Here is a 13,725-nt window from a genome sequence, read left to right on the forward strand (position 1 = left end):
CGTGGGTGATGCTCAACGGAACGCCTCCGGAGGCGCGGGAGACAACCGCGGGGGCAGCTGCGGATCCATCGCGGAAAGGGCGGCCCAGTCCGGCAGCGCAGGCTCCCTGCGATCCCCGCTCGCTTGGAGGACCAGCGGCGCGGTGCCCGTCATCACGCCGCCGATGCAGATGGACTGGAGTCCGCTACGCGGCAACAGGCGTCGCGCGGCTGCCACCAACGATCGGTCGTGCGCTGCCGGGGGTTGCTCCGCCTTTTTCTCGAGCCGAGCGAGCGTCGCGAGGAGCGCCCCCAGGGCCTCGCGGGCGACCGGTTCGCCTCCACCCCGGTCGAGACCGTTGATGAGTATACGCACGCGCGTTGCGCCTCCGTCGTCGCGCAGGACCTGCACCTCGGGCTCTGGGAGGATGCCCCGCGTGTTCCTCCGTCCCGAAGCGCCTGTACGGAGGAACGCGCGCAGTGCGCGCTCGAAGCGACAGAAGTAGCGGCATGCCGCAGCGAAACGTCCCTCCCCCTTGCGCCCGCCGAGCACGAGATCGAGCACCAATTCGTTCATGGCAAACGGATCCTCACGGAGGAGCTTCTCCACGATCTGCCTTCGAAATTCCTCAAGCAGCGGAGGCAAGTCGACCTGGACATCATCCGCGGGCAGCAGAGCGGACAGCAAGTATCCAGGCCGATCGGGGAAGCGCGCGTGAATGAAGCGGATGTACGCGTCGCGTACCTCGAAGGGATTCTTCGCGTGTGTCCGGCGACGCAACAGGAACGTGCGCAGCTCGATCAATAGGAGGGCCTGAAGCTCCAGACTTTCCGGCGAGCCCCACGTGCCAGGCGCGCGTTTCATAGTGAAGAGGCGCCGGTCGAGGTAGCCGACGGCAGCGCTGATCGGATCGATCATGTGCTCCATCCCGCGCGAAGCGCCGCCAGCGACTCGTCAAGCCCCGGAGAGTCCATGACCCTGGTCGTGTGCACGTCCTCCGTGTACTGAAACTTCTCCGTGAGGTATCGCTCCTCGGGATATCCATCGGCGCCCGTCAGCGCGCAGACGCAATGCTTCTCCGTGGTCACGCATATGTGGTGGGTCCACTTGGGCGGATCCGGGATGCCCTTGGGTAGGATGCCGATGAGACCCTTCTGGATCATCAACAAAGGACCACACCAGGGGGCAGCGCGCAGGAGCCAGAATCCCGCGTCGTCGTCCTGTTCGCGCGCGAGAGGCCAGATCGCCTTCGCGGCCTCGTCGCAGCGGCTGCTGTCTGCGGGATGGTCGTGCAGGATGCGCTCGACCCTGCTTCGCTTCGTAGGTGGTCGCCACGTGATGGTCATGGTCCCCTCTGGCGCGTACGTTCGCCCAGAAATCCTGGATGGAGCGTCGCATCGAAGCGACCCCAGCACACCTCTACGACATCAGTCGCGATCCTCCTGCTCCGGCGCCTGGCTGGCCTCGGGCTTCGGCGTCGGCACGGCTCGCGGCGCGGCCGCATAGAACGGCTCTGGTGCGCTCTTCACGCGAAGGAGCGTCGTGTTCTTGGCGTGGACGACGGCGGTATACGCATCCAGTCCGAGCCCGGTGCCCGGCTCGTTCGCGTGCAGCGTCGCCGTGACCTCGTAGAGGCCCTCGCGCTTGAACGTGTCGGCGGGGCAGACCTCCCGGAGGAGGACCGAGACGTCGGCCGATGCGCCGGGCTTCAGCGTCCTGAAGAGATCGCGCGGGATCGCCCTCGTCGGCGGGGCCGCCGTGCAAATCGTCTCGCCGTTCGGGCCGGCCACGTGGAACTCGAGCATCCGAGACCGGATGGCGACGGTCATTGCGCGCCTGCCAGCGTTCTTGGCGCTCACCCGGACGACGATCGAGCGAGGGCTCGCCGCGTCGGACCAGGGTTCGCTCGTGAGCTCCAGGCGAGGCGCGTTGGCGTCCACGATCGGCTTGCCCCGCGCACCGGCGCCGTGGTCCTTGTCCGCCGGAACGCGCTTTTCCGCGGACTCGCCAGCTGGCCTGTCCGCGGACGTCGGGGCCGCCTTGTCGTCCGTGGCCTGAGCCGCCTTGTCGTCCGTGGGCTGAGCCGCCTTGTCGTCCGTGGGTTGAGCCGCCTTGTCGCCAGGAGGCTGAGCCGTCTCGCCCGCCGGAGAGGCTGGCTCGGAGCCGCCGGCATCGTCCGCGGCCGCATCCGGGGGCAGGGCATAGCTCAGCACGACGGTGGGCGCCGCGAGGCCGGGCGCAGGGGCGAACGCCGGCGGATCGTCCGTCGACTCCGCAGCGAACGGCGCCGCCGGCGGCTTCTTCGACCACTTGGGCGGCGGACCCCAGCCGTACCAGGTCCTCACCACCGAGCCGCCCGCGAGCGCCGCCTCGTCCTTGCCGAAGCAGAGCAGGCGCGGGTCGAAATGCTCCATGTACGACTGACCGGGCGCCAGCAGCAGCGCGCGCCGCTCCGGGAAGCCGCTCGGCTTGAGCCCCGCGGGCGCGGCGCAGCGGACCGTCTTCTTCGCGCGCTTGTTCAGCGTCTCGACCTCCAGGCGCAGCAGCCGCACGTCCGCCGGGATGCGCATCGGCCGCTCCCCTTCGTTGTCGATCCGCAACGTCCAGGGCCCGTGAGGCGACGGCGCGATGAGCCACAGGCGCGCCGGTGAAGGCGGCAGCGGCGGGGACTCGGGTGCCTTCTTCTTCGCGCTCGCCTTGGGCGCGGCGACGCTCGCCTTGGGCGCGGCGACCTTGCTCCCGCCGGGCGGCGGAGCGGCGCCAGCCTTCGGCCCCTCCGCGGGCACGGCGGAGCCCGGTCCTTCGGTCTGCTGCGCGGGGCTCGACTTCTCGTCCGCGAGCGCGAGCGCAGGGCTCGACGCGAGCCCCATCATGGCCGCTGCAGCAGGAGCGATCGAGGTGAACAGACAGGCGATCCGGACGAGACGTGTGCGCATGGAGGATCCGTTCGGGAGCGAACGCTTCCGCTTTCTTTCCGGGGGCGTCAACCTTAGCGTAGCCAGCGAGCCTGGCCTCCTCCGGAGCGCCCGGGCGCTCTCCCACCGCTCGAAGCGTGGTCATGCGCGGCCTGTACGCCATCGTCGACACCGACTCGCTCGCGCGCCGCGGGCTCGATCCTGCGGCCTTCGCCGAGGCCGTCCTCGACGCGCGCCCCGCGGCCATCCAGCTGCGCGACAAGCGGGGCGGGGCGGCCCAGACGCTCTCGCTGCTCCGCGCGATCCAGCCCCTGGCCGCGCGCGCGGGGGTGCCGCTGTTCGCGAACGACAGGGCGGATCTCGCGATCCTCGCCCGCTGCGACGGCGTGCACGTCGGCCAGGACGATCTCCCGGTGGCCGCGGTTCGCAGGCTGGCGCAGCGCGCTTCCGTCCCGCTGCGCGTCGGGCTCTCGACCCACACGTCCGCGCAGATCGAGGCCGCGCTCCGGGCGTCGAGCGAGCTCCGCGACGCCGGTGATTCCGGCGATTCCGTCGAGCGCCTCGACTACGTCGCCATCGGGCCGATCTTCGCGACCTCGAGCAAGGAGCGCCCCGACGCGGTGGTCGGCCTCGAGGGGCTCGCGTCGCTGTGCGCCCTGGTCGAGCGGGAGCGTCCCGGGCTCCCGGTCGTGGCGATCGGCGGCATCTCGCTGGAGAGGGCGGCCGAGGTGGGCGCGCGCTGCTCCGCCGCCGCGATCATCGCCGCGCTGCTGCCGGAGCAGGGCACGCCCGCGCCGCGCGCCCTCGAGGAGGTGAGCGCGCGGGCGCGGGCGCTCCAGCAGGCGCTCGCGCTGGCGGGCGCGGGCGCGGGCGCGGGCGCGGGCGCGCGTGCGGCGCCGGTGGACAGGGGCGCGCGATGAGCCTCACGCTGCTCGCGGCGGCCGCCGCGGTGGCCGCGACCGTGGGCTACATGGCGTCGCGCCGCGAGCGGGAGGCGCCGGGAGGGAACGGCGGCGAGCGCGCGCGAGGCGCGCCGGCGGCGCCCCCGGGGGACGCGCCGTGGCACGAGCTGCCGCTCGCGCTCGGCGACGTGGTCCTCGCCGGGAGCGAGGAGCGCTGGCTCTCGGGCGCGATCGTCGCGCGCGAGCGGGGCGAGATCGTCGCCGCGGTGTTCCTCGCGCCCGAGGGCGGCGCGCACGGGGCGGTCGTGGCCTTCCCCGCGCCTCGGCGCGAGATCCTGTGGCTCGCGCCCGCGGCGGCCGATTCGCCGGACGAGCCGCCGGCGACGCTCGAGATCGCGGGCGCGACCATGCGGCGGCGGGCGCGGCTGCCGGCGGCGCTCGAGCGGTGCGGGCAGGGCGCGCCCCCCGTGGGCGACGCAGGGATCATCGCCCTCTACGACGGCGCCGGGCGCGACGCGGCCGTGGTGCTCGCCAGCGAGGGGCGGATCCACGCGTGGGCCGGGCGGCGCATCGAGGACGGCGGATACGAGCGGCTGGGCGGAGGCGGCGAGGGCTGACGCCGGCCCGCGCGGCGACGTGGGCGCGCGGCGCCTGTCAGCCGACGACGCTGCGCAGCTCCGCGATCAGCGACGCCATCGCGAGGCTCGGCGAGGCGTTGCGCTCGAGCTGCGCCACGGCGCGGGAGACCACGGCGTAACGCCGGGCCGACAGGCCTGCGTGGCGCGGATCGGACGTGACCGCGGCGCGGGCCTCGCGGGCGAGCGCGGCGCTCAGCGCGCGGAGGTCGTCCTTGAGGGCGCCCTTGTCGCGGTCCACCGACTCGGCGAACACGACGGCGGGCCCGAGGTCCCGGGCGGCCGCGGCCTCGAGGACACGCTTTACAAAGGCGTCGCGCGAGGCGGTCTGCTCTTCGTCGGCAAGATCGAGCGCCGTGGACGCGCTGCCGGCGGCGAGCTCGACGGCGAGGTCGTGCCGCCCCTCGGGCACGCCGCGATCGCGGAGGATGCGGCGGATGAGGGCCTCGGAGAGCGGGGCGAAGCGGACGGGCAGGGTGCGCGAGCGGATCGTGTTGAGCAGGCGGTCGCCGCGCGAGGTCAAGAGGATGAAGTGGGTGCCGGGCCGCGGCTCCTCGAGCGTCTTGAGGAACGCGTTCGCGGCGCCGACGCTGAGGTCCTCGGCGTCGCGTACGATGAACACCCGAGCGCGCCCCTCGTGGGGCGGGTAGGCGGCGCGGGCGAGCACGATGGCGCGGACCTGATCGACCGAGATCTCGGTCAGCTCGTCGCGGCTCCGGCCGATGACGGCGGCGGGGTAGAAGTTCTTCGCGACGATCTGCACGTCGGGGTGGAGCGGCGCCGCGGGGCGCCCGTCGGAGCGCGCGGCCGCGCGCCGGCACGCGTCGCAGCGCCCGCAGCCGAGCGGGTCGCCCCCGGTGCAGACGAGCGCCTGGGAGAGGGCGACGGCCGCGAGCTCCTTGCCGACGCCCGGCGGGCCCTCGAAGCGGTAGGCGTGGTGCACGCGGCCCGCCTCGAGCGCGCGAACGAGCGTGCCGACCGCGGTGTCCTGGCCGAGGATGTGGGAGAACGGCACGGCCCGCTATCTAGCACGACCCGGGGTCGACCTGGTCCCGGTCCGCGCCGCGCGCGAGGCCGCCCGGCGGCGGCTTCCTTCCCGCGCGCCGTCCCGCGCGCCGTCCCGCGCGTCTTCCCGCGCGTGATGGCGTCCTCGTCATCGTCATCGTCGTTGCGCGCGGCGGTGATAGGTTGCCGCGCATGCGCGTCCTCGTGCTCGGCGGCACTCGATTCATGGGTCATTTCCTGGTCTATCGCCTGCTCGCTGCGGGCCACCAGGTCACGCTCCTGAACCGCGGCGCGACGCCCGACGCGTTCGGCGATCGCGTCGCGCGGGTCCGCTGCGATCGTGCGGCCGGCGATCTCGCGCACGCGCTCGGAGGTCGCGCGTTCGACGCCGCGGTGGACTTCACCGCGTACACGGCCGCGGACGGCCGCGCGGCGGCCCAGGCGCTCGGCGGCGGGCGCATCGGCCACTACGTGATGATCAGCACCGGCTCGGTGTACCTCGTCCGGGAGGCGTGCCCGCGGCCGTCGCGCGAGCGCGACTACAACGGCCCGCTCCTCCCTGAGCCCGCGGGCGAAGAGGACCGCGCGGCGTGGTCTTACGGCGTGAACAAGCGCGGCTGCGAGGAGGAGATCGCCGCCGCCTGGCAGCGGGACCGCTTCCCCGCGACCGTCCTGCGCATCCCGATGGTGAACGGGGAGCGCGATCCCTACCGCCGCCTCGATCGGTACATCGTCCGCATGCTCGACGGTGGTCCGCTGCTCGTCCCGGACGGCGGCGGACACGCGGTGCGGCACGTCTACAGCGGTGACGTCGTCAGGGCGATCGTGAAGCTGCTCCTCGTGCCGTCGACCTTCGGCGAGGCGTACAACCTCTGCATGGACGAGACGCCGACGCTCGCCGAGCTGCTCGAGCTCATCGCCTCGCTGCTCGGCGCGCCGGCGCGGCTCGCGCCGATCCCGTCGGCGGCGATCAGGGCCCGCGGCATCGATCCGGTCGCGATGTCGCCGTTCAGCGACCGCTGGATGTCGATGCTGGATCCGGCGAAGGCGAGGGCGGAGCTCGGCTTCCAGCACACGCCGCTCCGGCGCTGGCTGGAGACGGTGATCACGTCGCTGCTCGCGAACCCGCGTTCCGAGCCGCCGGACGGCTACGAGAAGCGCGCCGAGGAGATCGCGCTCGCGGCGGAGCTCGCCGGCGCGGCGGGGGGTGGAGGGCGCTGACCCTGCGCGGGGCGCCTTCGCCCGCGAGCGGATAGAGAGTCAGGCGGGCGCTCTCGTTGAAGCGGCGTCCGCTTGCTGCGAACCATCGGACGGAGGGAGATCTCGCGATGCAGGATGTGCAACCCAAGCGGGTCCTGGCGGCCATCGACGCCTTCCTGAGCACGCCGCTCGACGCGGCGCTGTCGCGGCACCGTGAGGCTGATCCGGCCGAGCGCGCGCTCGCGCTGTTCCACGAGGTCGCCGCCGCTGTCCCTGCCTACCGTCGCTTCCTCGCGGAGCACGGCGTGGACCCGGCGGCGATCCGGACGCCCGCGGATTTCGCGGCGCTGCCGGTGATCACGAAGCAGAACTACGTGCTCCGGCACCCCATCGCGGATCTATGCCGCGGCGGGCGGGTCGAGCCGTGCGACATGATCGCGGTCTCCTCGGGCTCGACCGGAAAGCCGACGTTCTGGCCGCGCTCCGTCACGGACGAGCTCCCGGTCGCCCGGCGCTTCGAGCAGGTGTTCCACGACGGCTTCCGGGCGGACACGCGCCGCACGCTCGCGGTCGTGTGCTTCGCGCTCGGCTCGTGGGTCGGCGGGATGTACACCGCCGCGTGCTGCCGTCACCTCGCGGCGAAGGGGTATCCGATCACGGTCGTCACGCCGGGCAACAACAAGGACGAGATCTTCCGCGTCGTGCAGGATCTGGGGCCGGCGTTCGAGCAGGTCGTCCTGCTCGGCTATCCGCCGTTCCTGAAGGACGTCATCGACACGGGGCGGGCCCGGGGCGTCGACTGGGCGCCTTTCCGGATCAAGCTCGTGATGGCCGGGGAGGTGTTCAGCGAGGAGTGGCGGACCCTGGTCGGCGAGCGCGTCGGGTCGACGTCGCCCTGCTACGACTCGGCTTCGCTGTACGGGACGGCGGACGCCGGCGTGCTGGGCAACGAGACGCCGCTCAGCGTCGCGATCCGCAGGTTCCTCGCGGGGAGGCCGGACGCCGCGCGCGCCCTGTTCGGGCAGGACCGGCTCCCCACGCTGGTGCAGTACGACCCCGCGGAGCGGTTCTTCGAGCAGCGCGACGGGATGCTCCTCTTCTCGGGCGACAACGGCGTCCCGCTGGTGCGTTACGCGATCCTCGACAGCGGGGGTGTCACCTCGCACGCGGACATGATGGCCGCCCTGGCCGGCTTCGGCTTCGACCCGCGGCGGGAGCTCGACGGGGAGCGTGGGGCCAGGGAGCTCCCGTTCGTCCATGTGTTCGGGCGCTCGGATTTCACGGTGTCGTACTTCGGGGCGAACATCTATCCGGAGAACGTGGTCGTGGGCATCGAGCAGCCCGGCGTGAAGGAGTGGGTGACGGGGAAGTTCGTGCTGGAGGTCCGCGAGGGCGCGGACAGGGATGTGGTCCTCTCGGTGGTGGTCGAGCTCGCGCCCGGGGAGGGGGAGAGCGAGGCGCGGCGCGAGGCGGCGGCGCGGTCGATCGAGGAGCACCTCGTCCGGCTGAACAGCGAGTTCAGGAGCTACGTGCCGGCAGGGAAGCGGGCGCCGCGGGTGACGCTGAGGGCGGCGGGAGATCCGGAGTACTTCCCGCTCGGGGTGAAGCACCGGTACACGCGCAAGGCGGGGGGGTGAAGGCGGGGAGACGGAGATCAGCCTTTTCGGCGGGCGGGACCGGCGCAGCGAAAGCCGAGGTGCTCGTATTTGTGGCTGGGCACGCATCCGAGCCGGCTCGCCGAGCGCAGCCACCTGGGCCTCTCGATGGCCGAACCGCCCCGCACCACCCGGAGGCTGTCGGTCCGAGGGCGAGCCGACTCGCTCTTGCTCGTGTCGGCGGTTGCCCTCTCGACGAGATGGAACACCTTGCTCTTGCCCACCGCGGCTTCGCCGTTGACGTCAAGGAATGAGTCCCAGGTCCACTCCCACACGTTCCCATGCATGTCGTAAAGGTTCCATGGATTCGGCTTCTTCAGCCCAACCGTGGCGATCTGGCCATTGCTGTTTTCAAGGTACCATGCGACCTCGCGCAGCTGGCGCTCGTCATCGCCGAAGGAATATCGGGTAGTGGTGCCGGCGCGGCACGCGTATTCCCATTCCGATTCATCCGGTAGCCGGAAGCTGTCTATGTCCTCTGACCACGCCAGACCCGTCGGCGTCGACGTGTAGCAGGATTGCCTTCCTGCCAACTGGGAGAGCGTATTGCAAAAATCGATGGCGTCTCCCCACGATACGTTTCTGATCGGCCGATTCGGATCCTCCTGCTCGGCGGCCTGGCCTGTCACGGCCGCGTATTGCCCTACCGTGATTGGCGTAGCGGCCATGGTGAATCCCTCGACGTCCACCTGGTGCTGGGGTCTTTCGGCCCTGTGGGCTTCCGTGTCGTCATCGGGGCTGCCCATGAGGAACGTGCCACCAGGGATGTCCACCCATGGCAAGAGCGACTCGAAGAAGTCGCTCCGGTAGGTCACCTTCGTGGCTCCGCTGCTGCCTGGTTTCCCGATGAGGGTGCAGCGGAACGTCCCGTGCTCCTGGAATGGCTCCTCGGCCGATCCGGGGACCGGGTGCTTCGGCCATGGCAGGCTCCAGCCTCCCGACACGACCAGTTGCTCCCCGTTCATCTCGAACCCCACGACGGTCAGCTCAACCGGATCTCTGACCCGCGCTTCCCGCGGGGCCAGGATGGCATCTCGGATCGCAGCGTACGCATGACCGCCTTGCTCGAAGCCTCGCAGCACCGTGCGCGAGAGGCCGCCATGTGACCGTTGAACGCCATCCGCCGCGTTGAGCTGCGCCACGCGCTCGCTCGACGCTGTGCTCTCTCTCGGCTCGCCGCTCTCGAGCGTCGCTGTATGTTCTGTCGCGGTCTGCGGCGCCTCACCCCCGCTCCCCGCCGCGCTTCGCAGCGCCTCACAGAACGCCGCCACATCTGGGAACCGCTCGGACGCCTCGAACTCGATCGCCCGCTCCAGCACCTTCCGCACCGCAGCGCTGCACGGCAGCCGCTCGATCACCCGCCCCGGATACCGCATCATGACGGGCGGCAGCTCCGCGCCGTGCAGGCAGAACACCGCCGTCATGCCCAGCCCGTACACGTCAGCGCGCGCGTCCGCCTCCTGCGGGCGGTGCATCAGCTCCGGTGCCGCATAGAGGAACGTCCCCATCGCGCCGGTCCCCGTGCCCCCAGTCGTGTCGCGTGCCCACACCAGATCGAAGTCCGTGATCCGGGGCAAACCGTCCGCATCGAGCAGGATGTTCGCCGGCTTCACGTCCCGGTGTACCAGCCCCCTCCCGTGCGCGAACGAGATCGCCTCTCCAGCGCTGAGGAGCATCGGGATCACCCGCTCTGCTGGCAGTCGCTTCCCGATGACCGCGCTGCGCACGTCCTCGCCATGGACGAGCTCCATCACGAAGTAGTGCCAGCCGCTGTCCTCGCCCTTGGGATCGAGGATGCGCACCACGCCGGGGTGGTCGAGCTCCGCCATTGCGCGCGCGCCCCGGAAGAACCGCTCCTGTCGGCTCTCGTCGCCCGCCAGGTTCGGGTGCAGCACCTTGATCGCCACGGGCAGGTCGCCCCGCCCCGCGTCGAGCGCGCGCCACACGGTCGCGAACCCGCCGCGCCCGATCCGCTCCAGCAGCAGGTACCGACCGTCGCTGAGCTCCTCGCCGACGTGGAGCTGGCCGCCCTCCCGGCGCTTGCGCCGGAGGTCCACGATCTCCCGGTCCACCTCCTCCGTGCTCGCACCGGCGGTTCTAAGCCTTACCCGCCGCTTCTGCGCGGCGGCGATCTGCTTGTCGACAGCGCGGATCGTCTCGTCTGCTTCGCGCAGGCTCACGCCGGGCAGCGCGGTTGCGCTGGCGAGCGCAGCCTCCGGGCGCGCGCTCGCGGCGGCTTCCTCGACCGCCGCGCGGATGCCCTGCACAACCTCCCTCCACGCTTCATCCGCGTTGCCCCAGCTAGTCACCGCCACGCCGTCCCGCGGCAGCGCCTGGAGCTCCGAAAGAGCGGTGCCCTCCAGGTCGCACGCGCGCACCAGGATGGGCACCACACGCGCCGCCCCGCTGCGATGCCGCTCCAGCGCTCGCCCGAGCTCTCGCTCGTAGCAGCTGTCCGAGGCGAGGAACGCCTCGCTCACCAGCAGCAGCACCACCTCGGCGGAGGAGAGCTCCGCCGCGATCGACTCGTCGCGCATCGCGCCTGGGCCGATCCGGCCGTGGTGCCAGGTGCTCACCAGGCCCTGCCGCTTGAGCGAGGCGAGGTGCGCCTCGAGCGCTTCGAGGTGCGACCGATCCGCGGGGGCGTAGGAGATGAAGACGTGGACCGCCATGCGCAGAGGAGCGTCGCTACGGCGAGCACGCTGCATCCCGGCCGCCCGCTCCCCGCAGACCAGGCTACCAGACGCGGCGCGGGCGCTCGACCCTCCGTTGGATCCACGCCGTCCGTGCCATGGAAGCGGTCGGGGCGGCTCCCCGGGGCGCGGGCAGTCGACCTGCGAGGTCGAGGGGCCACGACGCCGGCGCGGAGACGTGCTCGCCGCGCTCGCTCAGCCTCTTCGCTTGGTCGTTGCCCGGCCCCTCCGGCCAGCGTCGCCGCGCGCCACGTCGGCCGTCGCCTCGGTGGTGCCAGCGGCCTTCGTCCGTGGGACGCGCTCGTTTTCACCGCCCGACGCGCGCGGCCCGGCGTCGCCGCCGTCGCATCGCATCACGTCGAACGAGGAGTGCCTGCCCGGATCGAGCGAGGCGTGCCTGTGCGGCAGGAACGGGAGCGCGTCGTGCCTCGTGATCTCAACCTTGTTCTCTTCGTCGATCGTCAGGGTGAACGTGCGGTCCACGTCGCACGTCGTCTCGCTGTCAGCGAGCTGGCCGCGCAGCTGGAAACTGGCGGTCGTGGCGCCGTCGTCCACGCGGGCGACGATGGTCCTCGACGACTGGTTGTAGGCGTTGATGGTCATTCCGGACAAGGCCGTCACGACGGGGGGGGCGGTCCAATCGCCGCCATTGTTGATGTGCAGCTCGATGAAGAGGAGAGCCTGTGGATCCTGGGGATCCTTGTTGAACCTCGCCGTCGCAAAGAGCCCTGTCCAGGAGTTGTGGGTGAGCTCTTCGCACACGAGCGGCGGAGACGGGGGGTTGGTCGAGCCGTCCTCCTCACACGCGGTGAGCCCCGCCGTCGCGACCACGAGCAGCAGCGTCTTCGCTCTCTCCCTATTGCCCATCTCCCTGTCCTTCCTGCCTTCGGTGCGCCGCTCCCCCGCCATGCCGGCGATCGCAGCGTCGCCGCCAGCCCTACCATGACCATCCTAGGCAGCGGTGCGCCGACCTGGCGACCCGCTCGCACGAAGACGACGACGACGCGACCTCATCCGTGCACCTCGGGCGCGGCCGGCAGCGCTCTCGCGCCGCGGAGGCGTCCTCTCGCGCTTGCTGGTAGAAGCGTCGCCCAGCACCCATGCTCAACACCTCCCCTCCGCTCATCGTCCTCGGCTGCGGCTTCACCGGCGCGGTGGTCGCCGGCCTGCGGAGGGCGTCCGGCGGCCGCGTCGTCGCGACGACGCGCTCGCCGGAGCGCGCCGCGGAGCTCGCGCAGGCGGGCATCGAGGTGAGCGTCCTCCCGGCGCTCACCGCCGAGGCCGTCGACCGGCTCGTCACGGACGGCGCCGACGTGCTCGTCGCCTTCCCGCCCGACGGCGCGACCGACGCCGCGATCGCGCCTTCGCTCCGCCGCGCGCGCGCGATCGCGTACGTCTCGTCGACCGCCGTGTACGGCGACGCGACGGGGCGCATCGACGAGGCGACGCCCACGTCGGCCGACGGCCCCCGCGCGGCGGCGCGCCTCGCGGCCGAGGACGTGTACCGCGCGCGCGGCGCCGTGGTGCTGCGCGCCGCGGGGATCTACGGCCCGGGCCGCGGCCTGCACCAGCGGCTCTTGCGCGGCGACTTCCGCATGACCGGCGAGGGCGATCGGCAGGGCAGGAACGTCGTCTCGCGCATCCACGTCGAGGACCTCGCGCGCCTCGCGCTCGCGGCGCTGGAGCGCGCCGCGAGCGCCGCGAGCGCCGCCCCTGGCGAGGCCTTCCTGGTCGCGGACGACGCGCCCGTGCCGCAGATCGAGGTCGTCCGCTGGCTCTGCGCGCGGCTCGGCCTAGCGCTGCCGGCCGGGGCGCCGCGGGAGGATCTACACGAGACGCTCCGCCACGATCGCGCCGTGGACAACGCGAAGATCAAGCGCGCCCTCGGGATGGCGCTGCTCTACCCGAGCTACATCGAGGGGTTCGAGGCGTGCCTGGCTGTCGAGGCCGAGGCGCCGGCCCCCGCCGCGGGTGAGCGCGCGCCGCGGCACCGCGGGTGAGCCGCGTTGACATCGCGGGTGAACCGCCGCGCGGCCGCGCCGTTCGCCGCCCGCGCTGTCACGCCTCGTCGTCCGCGGTGCCTTGCGGCGGCTCCGTCGCGTCGAGCCGGTCGAGCTCGCCGAAGAGCGCGTCCAGATCGAGCGTCAGCCCCTCGCAGCCCGGAACCTCCCGGAGCACCCCTCCGGGCGCGGTGAGGCGGCGCTGGTAGAGCCCGCCGCGCGCGAGCTCGTGGATCTCCAGCGTGCGGAGCTGCGGATCGAGCAACCAGTACCAGCGCACGCCGAACGCGGCGTACTCCTCGAGCTTCTCGACGCGATCGCGCCGGCTGTCCCGCGGCGAGGGGGAGACGATCTCGACCATGATGTCAGGCGGGACGCCGACAGCGCCGCGGGCCGGGGGCCTCCGTGAGGTCGGGAGGAACGCCGACACGTCGGATTTGCGACCGCGCCGCGGCTTGAGCGCGTACTTCACCTCGGAGCCGAAGACGAAGCCGCCGCGCGGGATGAGCCAGGCCCGCAGGGTGTGGATGAGCCAGGCGACGGCCAGCTCGTGGACGCAATCGGGCATCTCTTCCTCGACCAGGCGGCCATCGATGAGCTCACCGGCCTCGTCTTCCGGCAGCGCTGCCCACTCCGCGACGGACAAGAGGCGGGCTGCCTGGGGCTCGGGATACGGGCGCTGGCTCACGCCTGGAAAGCTACCATCACGGCGCGCCTCGTGCCGGGTCATGAGCGGGGTCG

At 72.1% G+C, this 13,725-nt stretch carries 12 protein-coding genes; 5 read left to right on the plus strand and 7 right to left on the minus strand.

From position 1 onward, the window contains the following. Positions 1–12: 12 nt before the first annotated feature. The 3 genes from WMF44_RS09620 to WMF44_RS09630 all read right to left on the minus strand — a co-directional run bounded on the left by WMF44_RS09620 (position 13) and on the right by WMF44_RS09630 (position 2,915). On the minus strand, positions 13–897 hold the full coding sequence (locus WMF44_RS09620) for a hypothetical protein (RefSeq protein WP_437298824.1): 885 nt from the start codon (positions 895–897) through the stop codon (positions 13–15). Then, entirely contained in the window at positions 894–1,142 is a 249-nt protein-coding gene (locus tag WMF44_RS09625) for a hypothetical protein (protein ID WP_437298825.1), read from the minus strand. The genes WMF44_RS09620 and WMF44_RS09625 overlap by 4 nt, the downstream gene beginning before the upstream one ends. Before the next feature lie 264 nt (positions 1,143–1,406). After that, positions 1,407–2,915, minus strand: a complete 1,509-nt coding sequence (locus tag WMF44_RS09630) for a hypothetical protein (RefSeq protein ID WP_437298826.1) — start codon at positions 2,913–2,915, stop codon at positions 1,407–1,409. A gap of 122 nt (positions 2,916–3,037) precedes the next feature. Here WMF44_RS09630 and WMF44_RS09635 point away from each other — a divergent pair, with 122 nt between their 5' ends. Then, on the plus strand, positions 3,038–3,814 hold the full coding sequence (locus tag WMF44_RS09635) for a thiamine phosphate synthase (protein WP_437298827.1): 777 nt from the start codon (positions 3,038–3,040) through the stop codon (positions 3,812–3,814). Beyond that, the gene (locus WMF44_RS09640; protein WP_437298828.1) at positions 3,811–4,413 is read left to right on the plus strand and encodes a hypothetical protein; all 603 of its coding nucleotides are present in this window, start codon (positions 3,811–3,813) and stop codon (positions 4,411–4,413) included. Before WMF44_RS09635 ends, WMF44_RS09640 begins: the two co-directional genes overlap by 4 nt. A 37-nt stretch (positions 4,414–4,450) precedes the next feature. Here the strand turns inward: WMF44_RS09640 and WMF44_RS09645 are convergent, their stop codons facing one another. Beyond that, the gene (locus tag WMF44_RS09645) at positions 4,451–5,446 is read right to left on the minus strand and encodes an ATP-binding protein (RefSeq protein ID WP_437298829.1); all 996 of its coding nucleotides are present in this window, start codon (positions 5,444–5,446) and stop codon (positions 4,451–4,453) included. A 182-nt stretch (positions 5,447–5,628) separates the two neighbouring features. Between WMF44_RS09645 and WMF44_RS09650 the strand changes: the two genes are divergently transcribed. Together WMF44_RS09650 and WMF44_RS09655 are read left to right on the plus strand one after the other, a co-directional pair. Further along, a complete protein-coding gene (locus WMF44_RS09650; RefSeq protein ID WP_437298830.1) occupies positions 5,629–6,657 on the plus strand; it encodes an NAD-dependent epimerase/dehydratase family protein in 1,029 nt (342 codons plus the stop codon). A gap of 107 nt (positions 6,658–6,764) precedes the next feature. After that, entirely contained in the window at positions 6,765–8,273 is a 1,509-nt protein-coding gene (locus tag WMF44_RS09655; RefSeq protein WP_437298831.1) for a phenylacetate--CoA ligase family protein, read from the plus strand. Positions 8,274–8,290: 17 nt separating this feature from the next. Here WMF44_RS09655 and WMF44_RS09660 read toward each other — a convergent pair whose 3' ends face one another. Both WMF44_RS09660 and WMF44_RS09665 read right to left on the minus strand, forming a co-directional pair. Then, complete coding sequence (locus WMF44_RS09660) at positions 8,291–10,963, minus strand: SUMF1/EgtB/PvdO family nonheme iron enzyme (protein WP_437298832.1); 2,673 nt, start codon at positions 10,961–10,963, stop codon at positions 8,291–8,293. Between the two features lie 216 nt (positions 10,964–11,179). After that, positions 11,180–11,851, minus strand: a complete 672-nt coding sequence (locus WMF44_RS09665; RefSeq protein WP_437298833.1) for a hypothetical protein — start codon at positions 11,849–11,851, stop codon at positions 11,180–11,182. Between the two features lie 233 nt (positions 11,852–12,084). Between WMF44_RS09665 and WMF44_RS09670 the strand changes: the two genes are divergently transcribed. Next, positions 12,085–12,984, plus strand: a complete 900-nt coding sequence (locus WMF44_RS09670; protein WP_437298834.1) for an NAD-dependent epimerase/dehydratase family protein — start codon at positions 12,085–12,087, stop codon at positions 12,982–12,984. Positions 12,985–13,042: 58 nt separating this feature from the next. Here the strand turns inward: WMF44_RS09670 and WMF44_RS09675 are convergent, their stop codons facing one another. After that, a complete protein-coding gene (locus WMF44_RS09675) occupies positions 13,043–13,672 on the minus strand; it encodes a Uma2 family endonuclease (RefSeq protein ID WP_437298835.1) in 630 nt (209 codons plus the stop codon). Positions 13,673–13,725 lie beyond the last annotated feature (53 nt).

This window comes from Sorangium sp. So ce426 (assembly GCF_051475585.1).
In the GTDB taxonomy this organism is placed as follows: domain Bacteria; phylum Myxococcota_A; class Polyangia; order Polyangiales; family Polyangiaceae; genus Sorangium; species Sorangium cellulosum_B.

What these genes read in the sequence shown, in the direction of transcription:
- WMF44_RS09620 (WP_437298824.1), bottom strand. Translation starts at nt 897, where the DNA reads ATGATCGATCCGATCAGCGCTGCCGTCGGCTACCTCGACCGGCGCCTC.
- WMF44_RS09625 (WP_437298825.1), bottom strand. Translation starts at nt 1,142, where the DNA reads ATGATCCAGAAGGGTCTCATCGGCATCCTACCCAAGGGCATCCCGGAT.
- WMF44_RS09630 (WP_437298826.1), bottom strand. Translation starts at nt 2,915, where the DNA reads ATGCGCACACGTCTCGTCCGGATCGCCTGTCTGTTCACCTCGATCGCT.
- WMF44_RS09635 (WP_437298827.1), top strand. Translation starts at nt 3,038, where the DNA reads ATGCGCGGCCTGTACGCCATCGTCGACACCGACTCGCTCGCGCGCCGC.
- WMF44_RS09640 (WP_437298828.1), top strand. Translation starts at nt 3,811, where the DNA reads ATGAGCCTCACGCTGCTCGCGGCGGCCGCCGCGGTGGCCGCGACCGTG.
- WMF44_RS09650 (WP_437298830.1), top strand. Translation starts at nt 5,629, where the DNA reads ATGCGCGTCCTCGTGCTCGGCGGCACTCGATTCATGGGTCATTTCCTG.
- WMF44_RS09655 (WP_437298831.1), top strand. Translation starts at nt 6,765, where the DNA reads ATGCAGGATGTGCAACCCAAGCGGGTCCTGGCGGCCATCGACGCCTTC.
- WMF44_RS09660 (WP_437298832.1), bottom strand. Translation starts at nt 10,963, where the DNA reads ATGGCGGTCCACGTCTTCATCTCCTACGCCCCCGCGGATCGGTCGCAC.
- WMF44_RS09665 (WP_437298833.1), bottom strand. Translation starts at nt 11,851, where the DNA reads ATGGGCAATAGGGAGAGAGCGAAGACGCTGCTGCTCGTGGTCGCGACG.
- WMF44_RS09670 (WP_437298834.1), top strand. Translation starts at nt 12,085, where the DNA reads ATGCTCAACACCTCCCCTCCGCTCATCGTCCTCGGCTGCGGCTTCACC.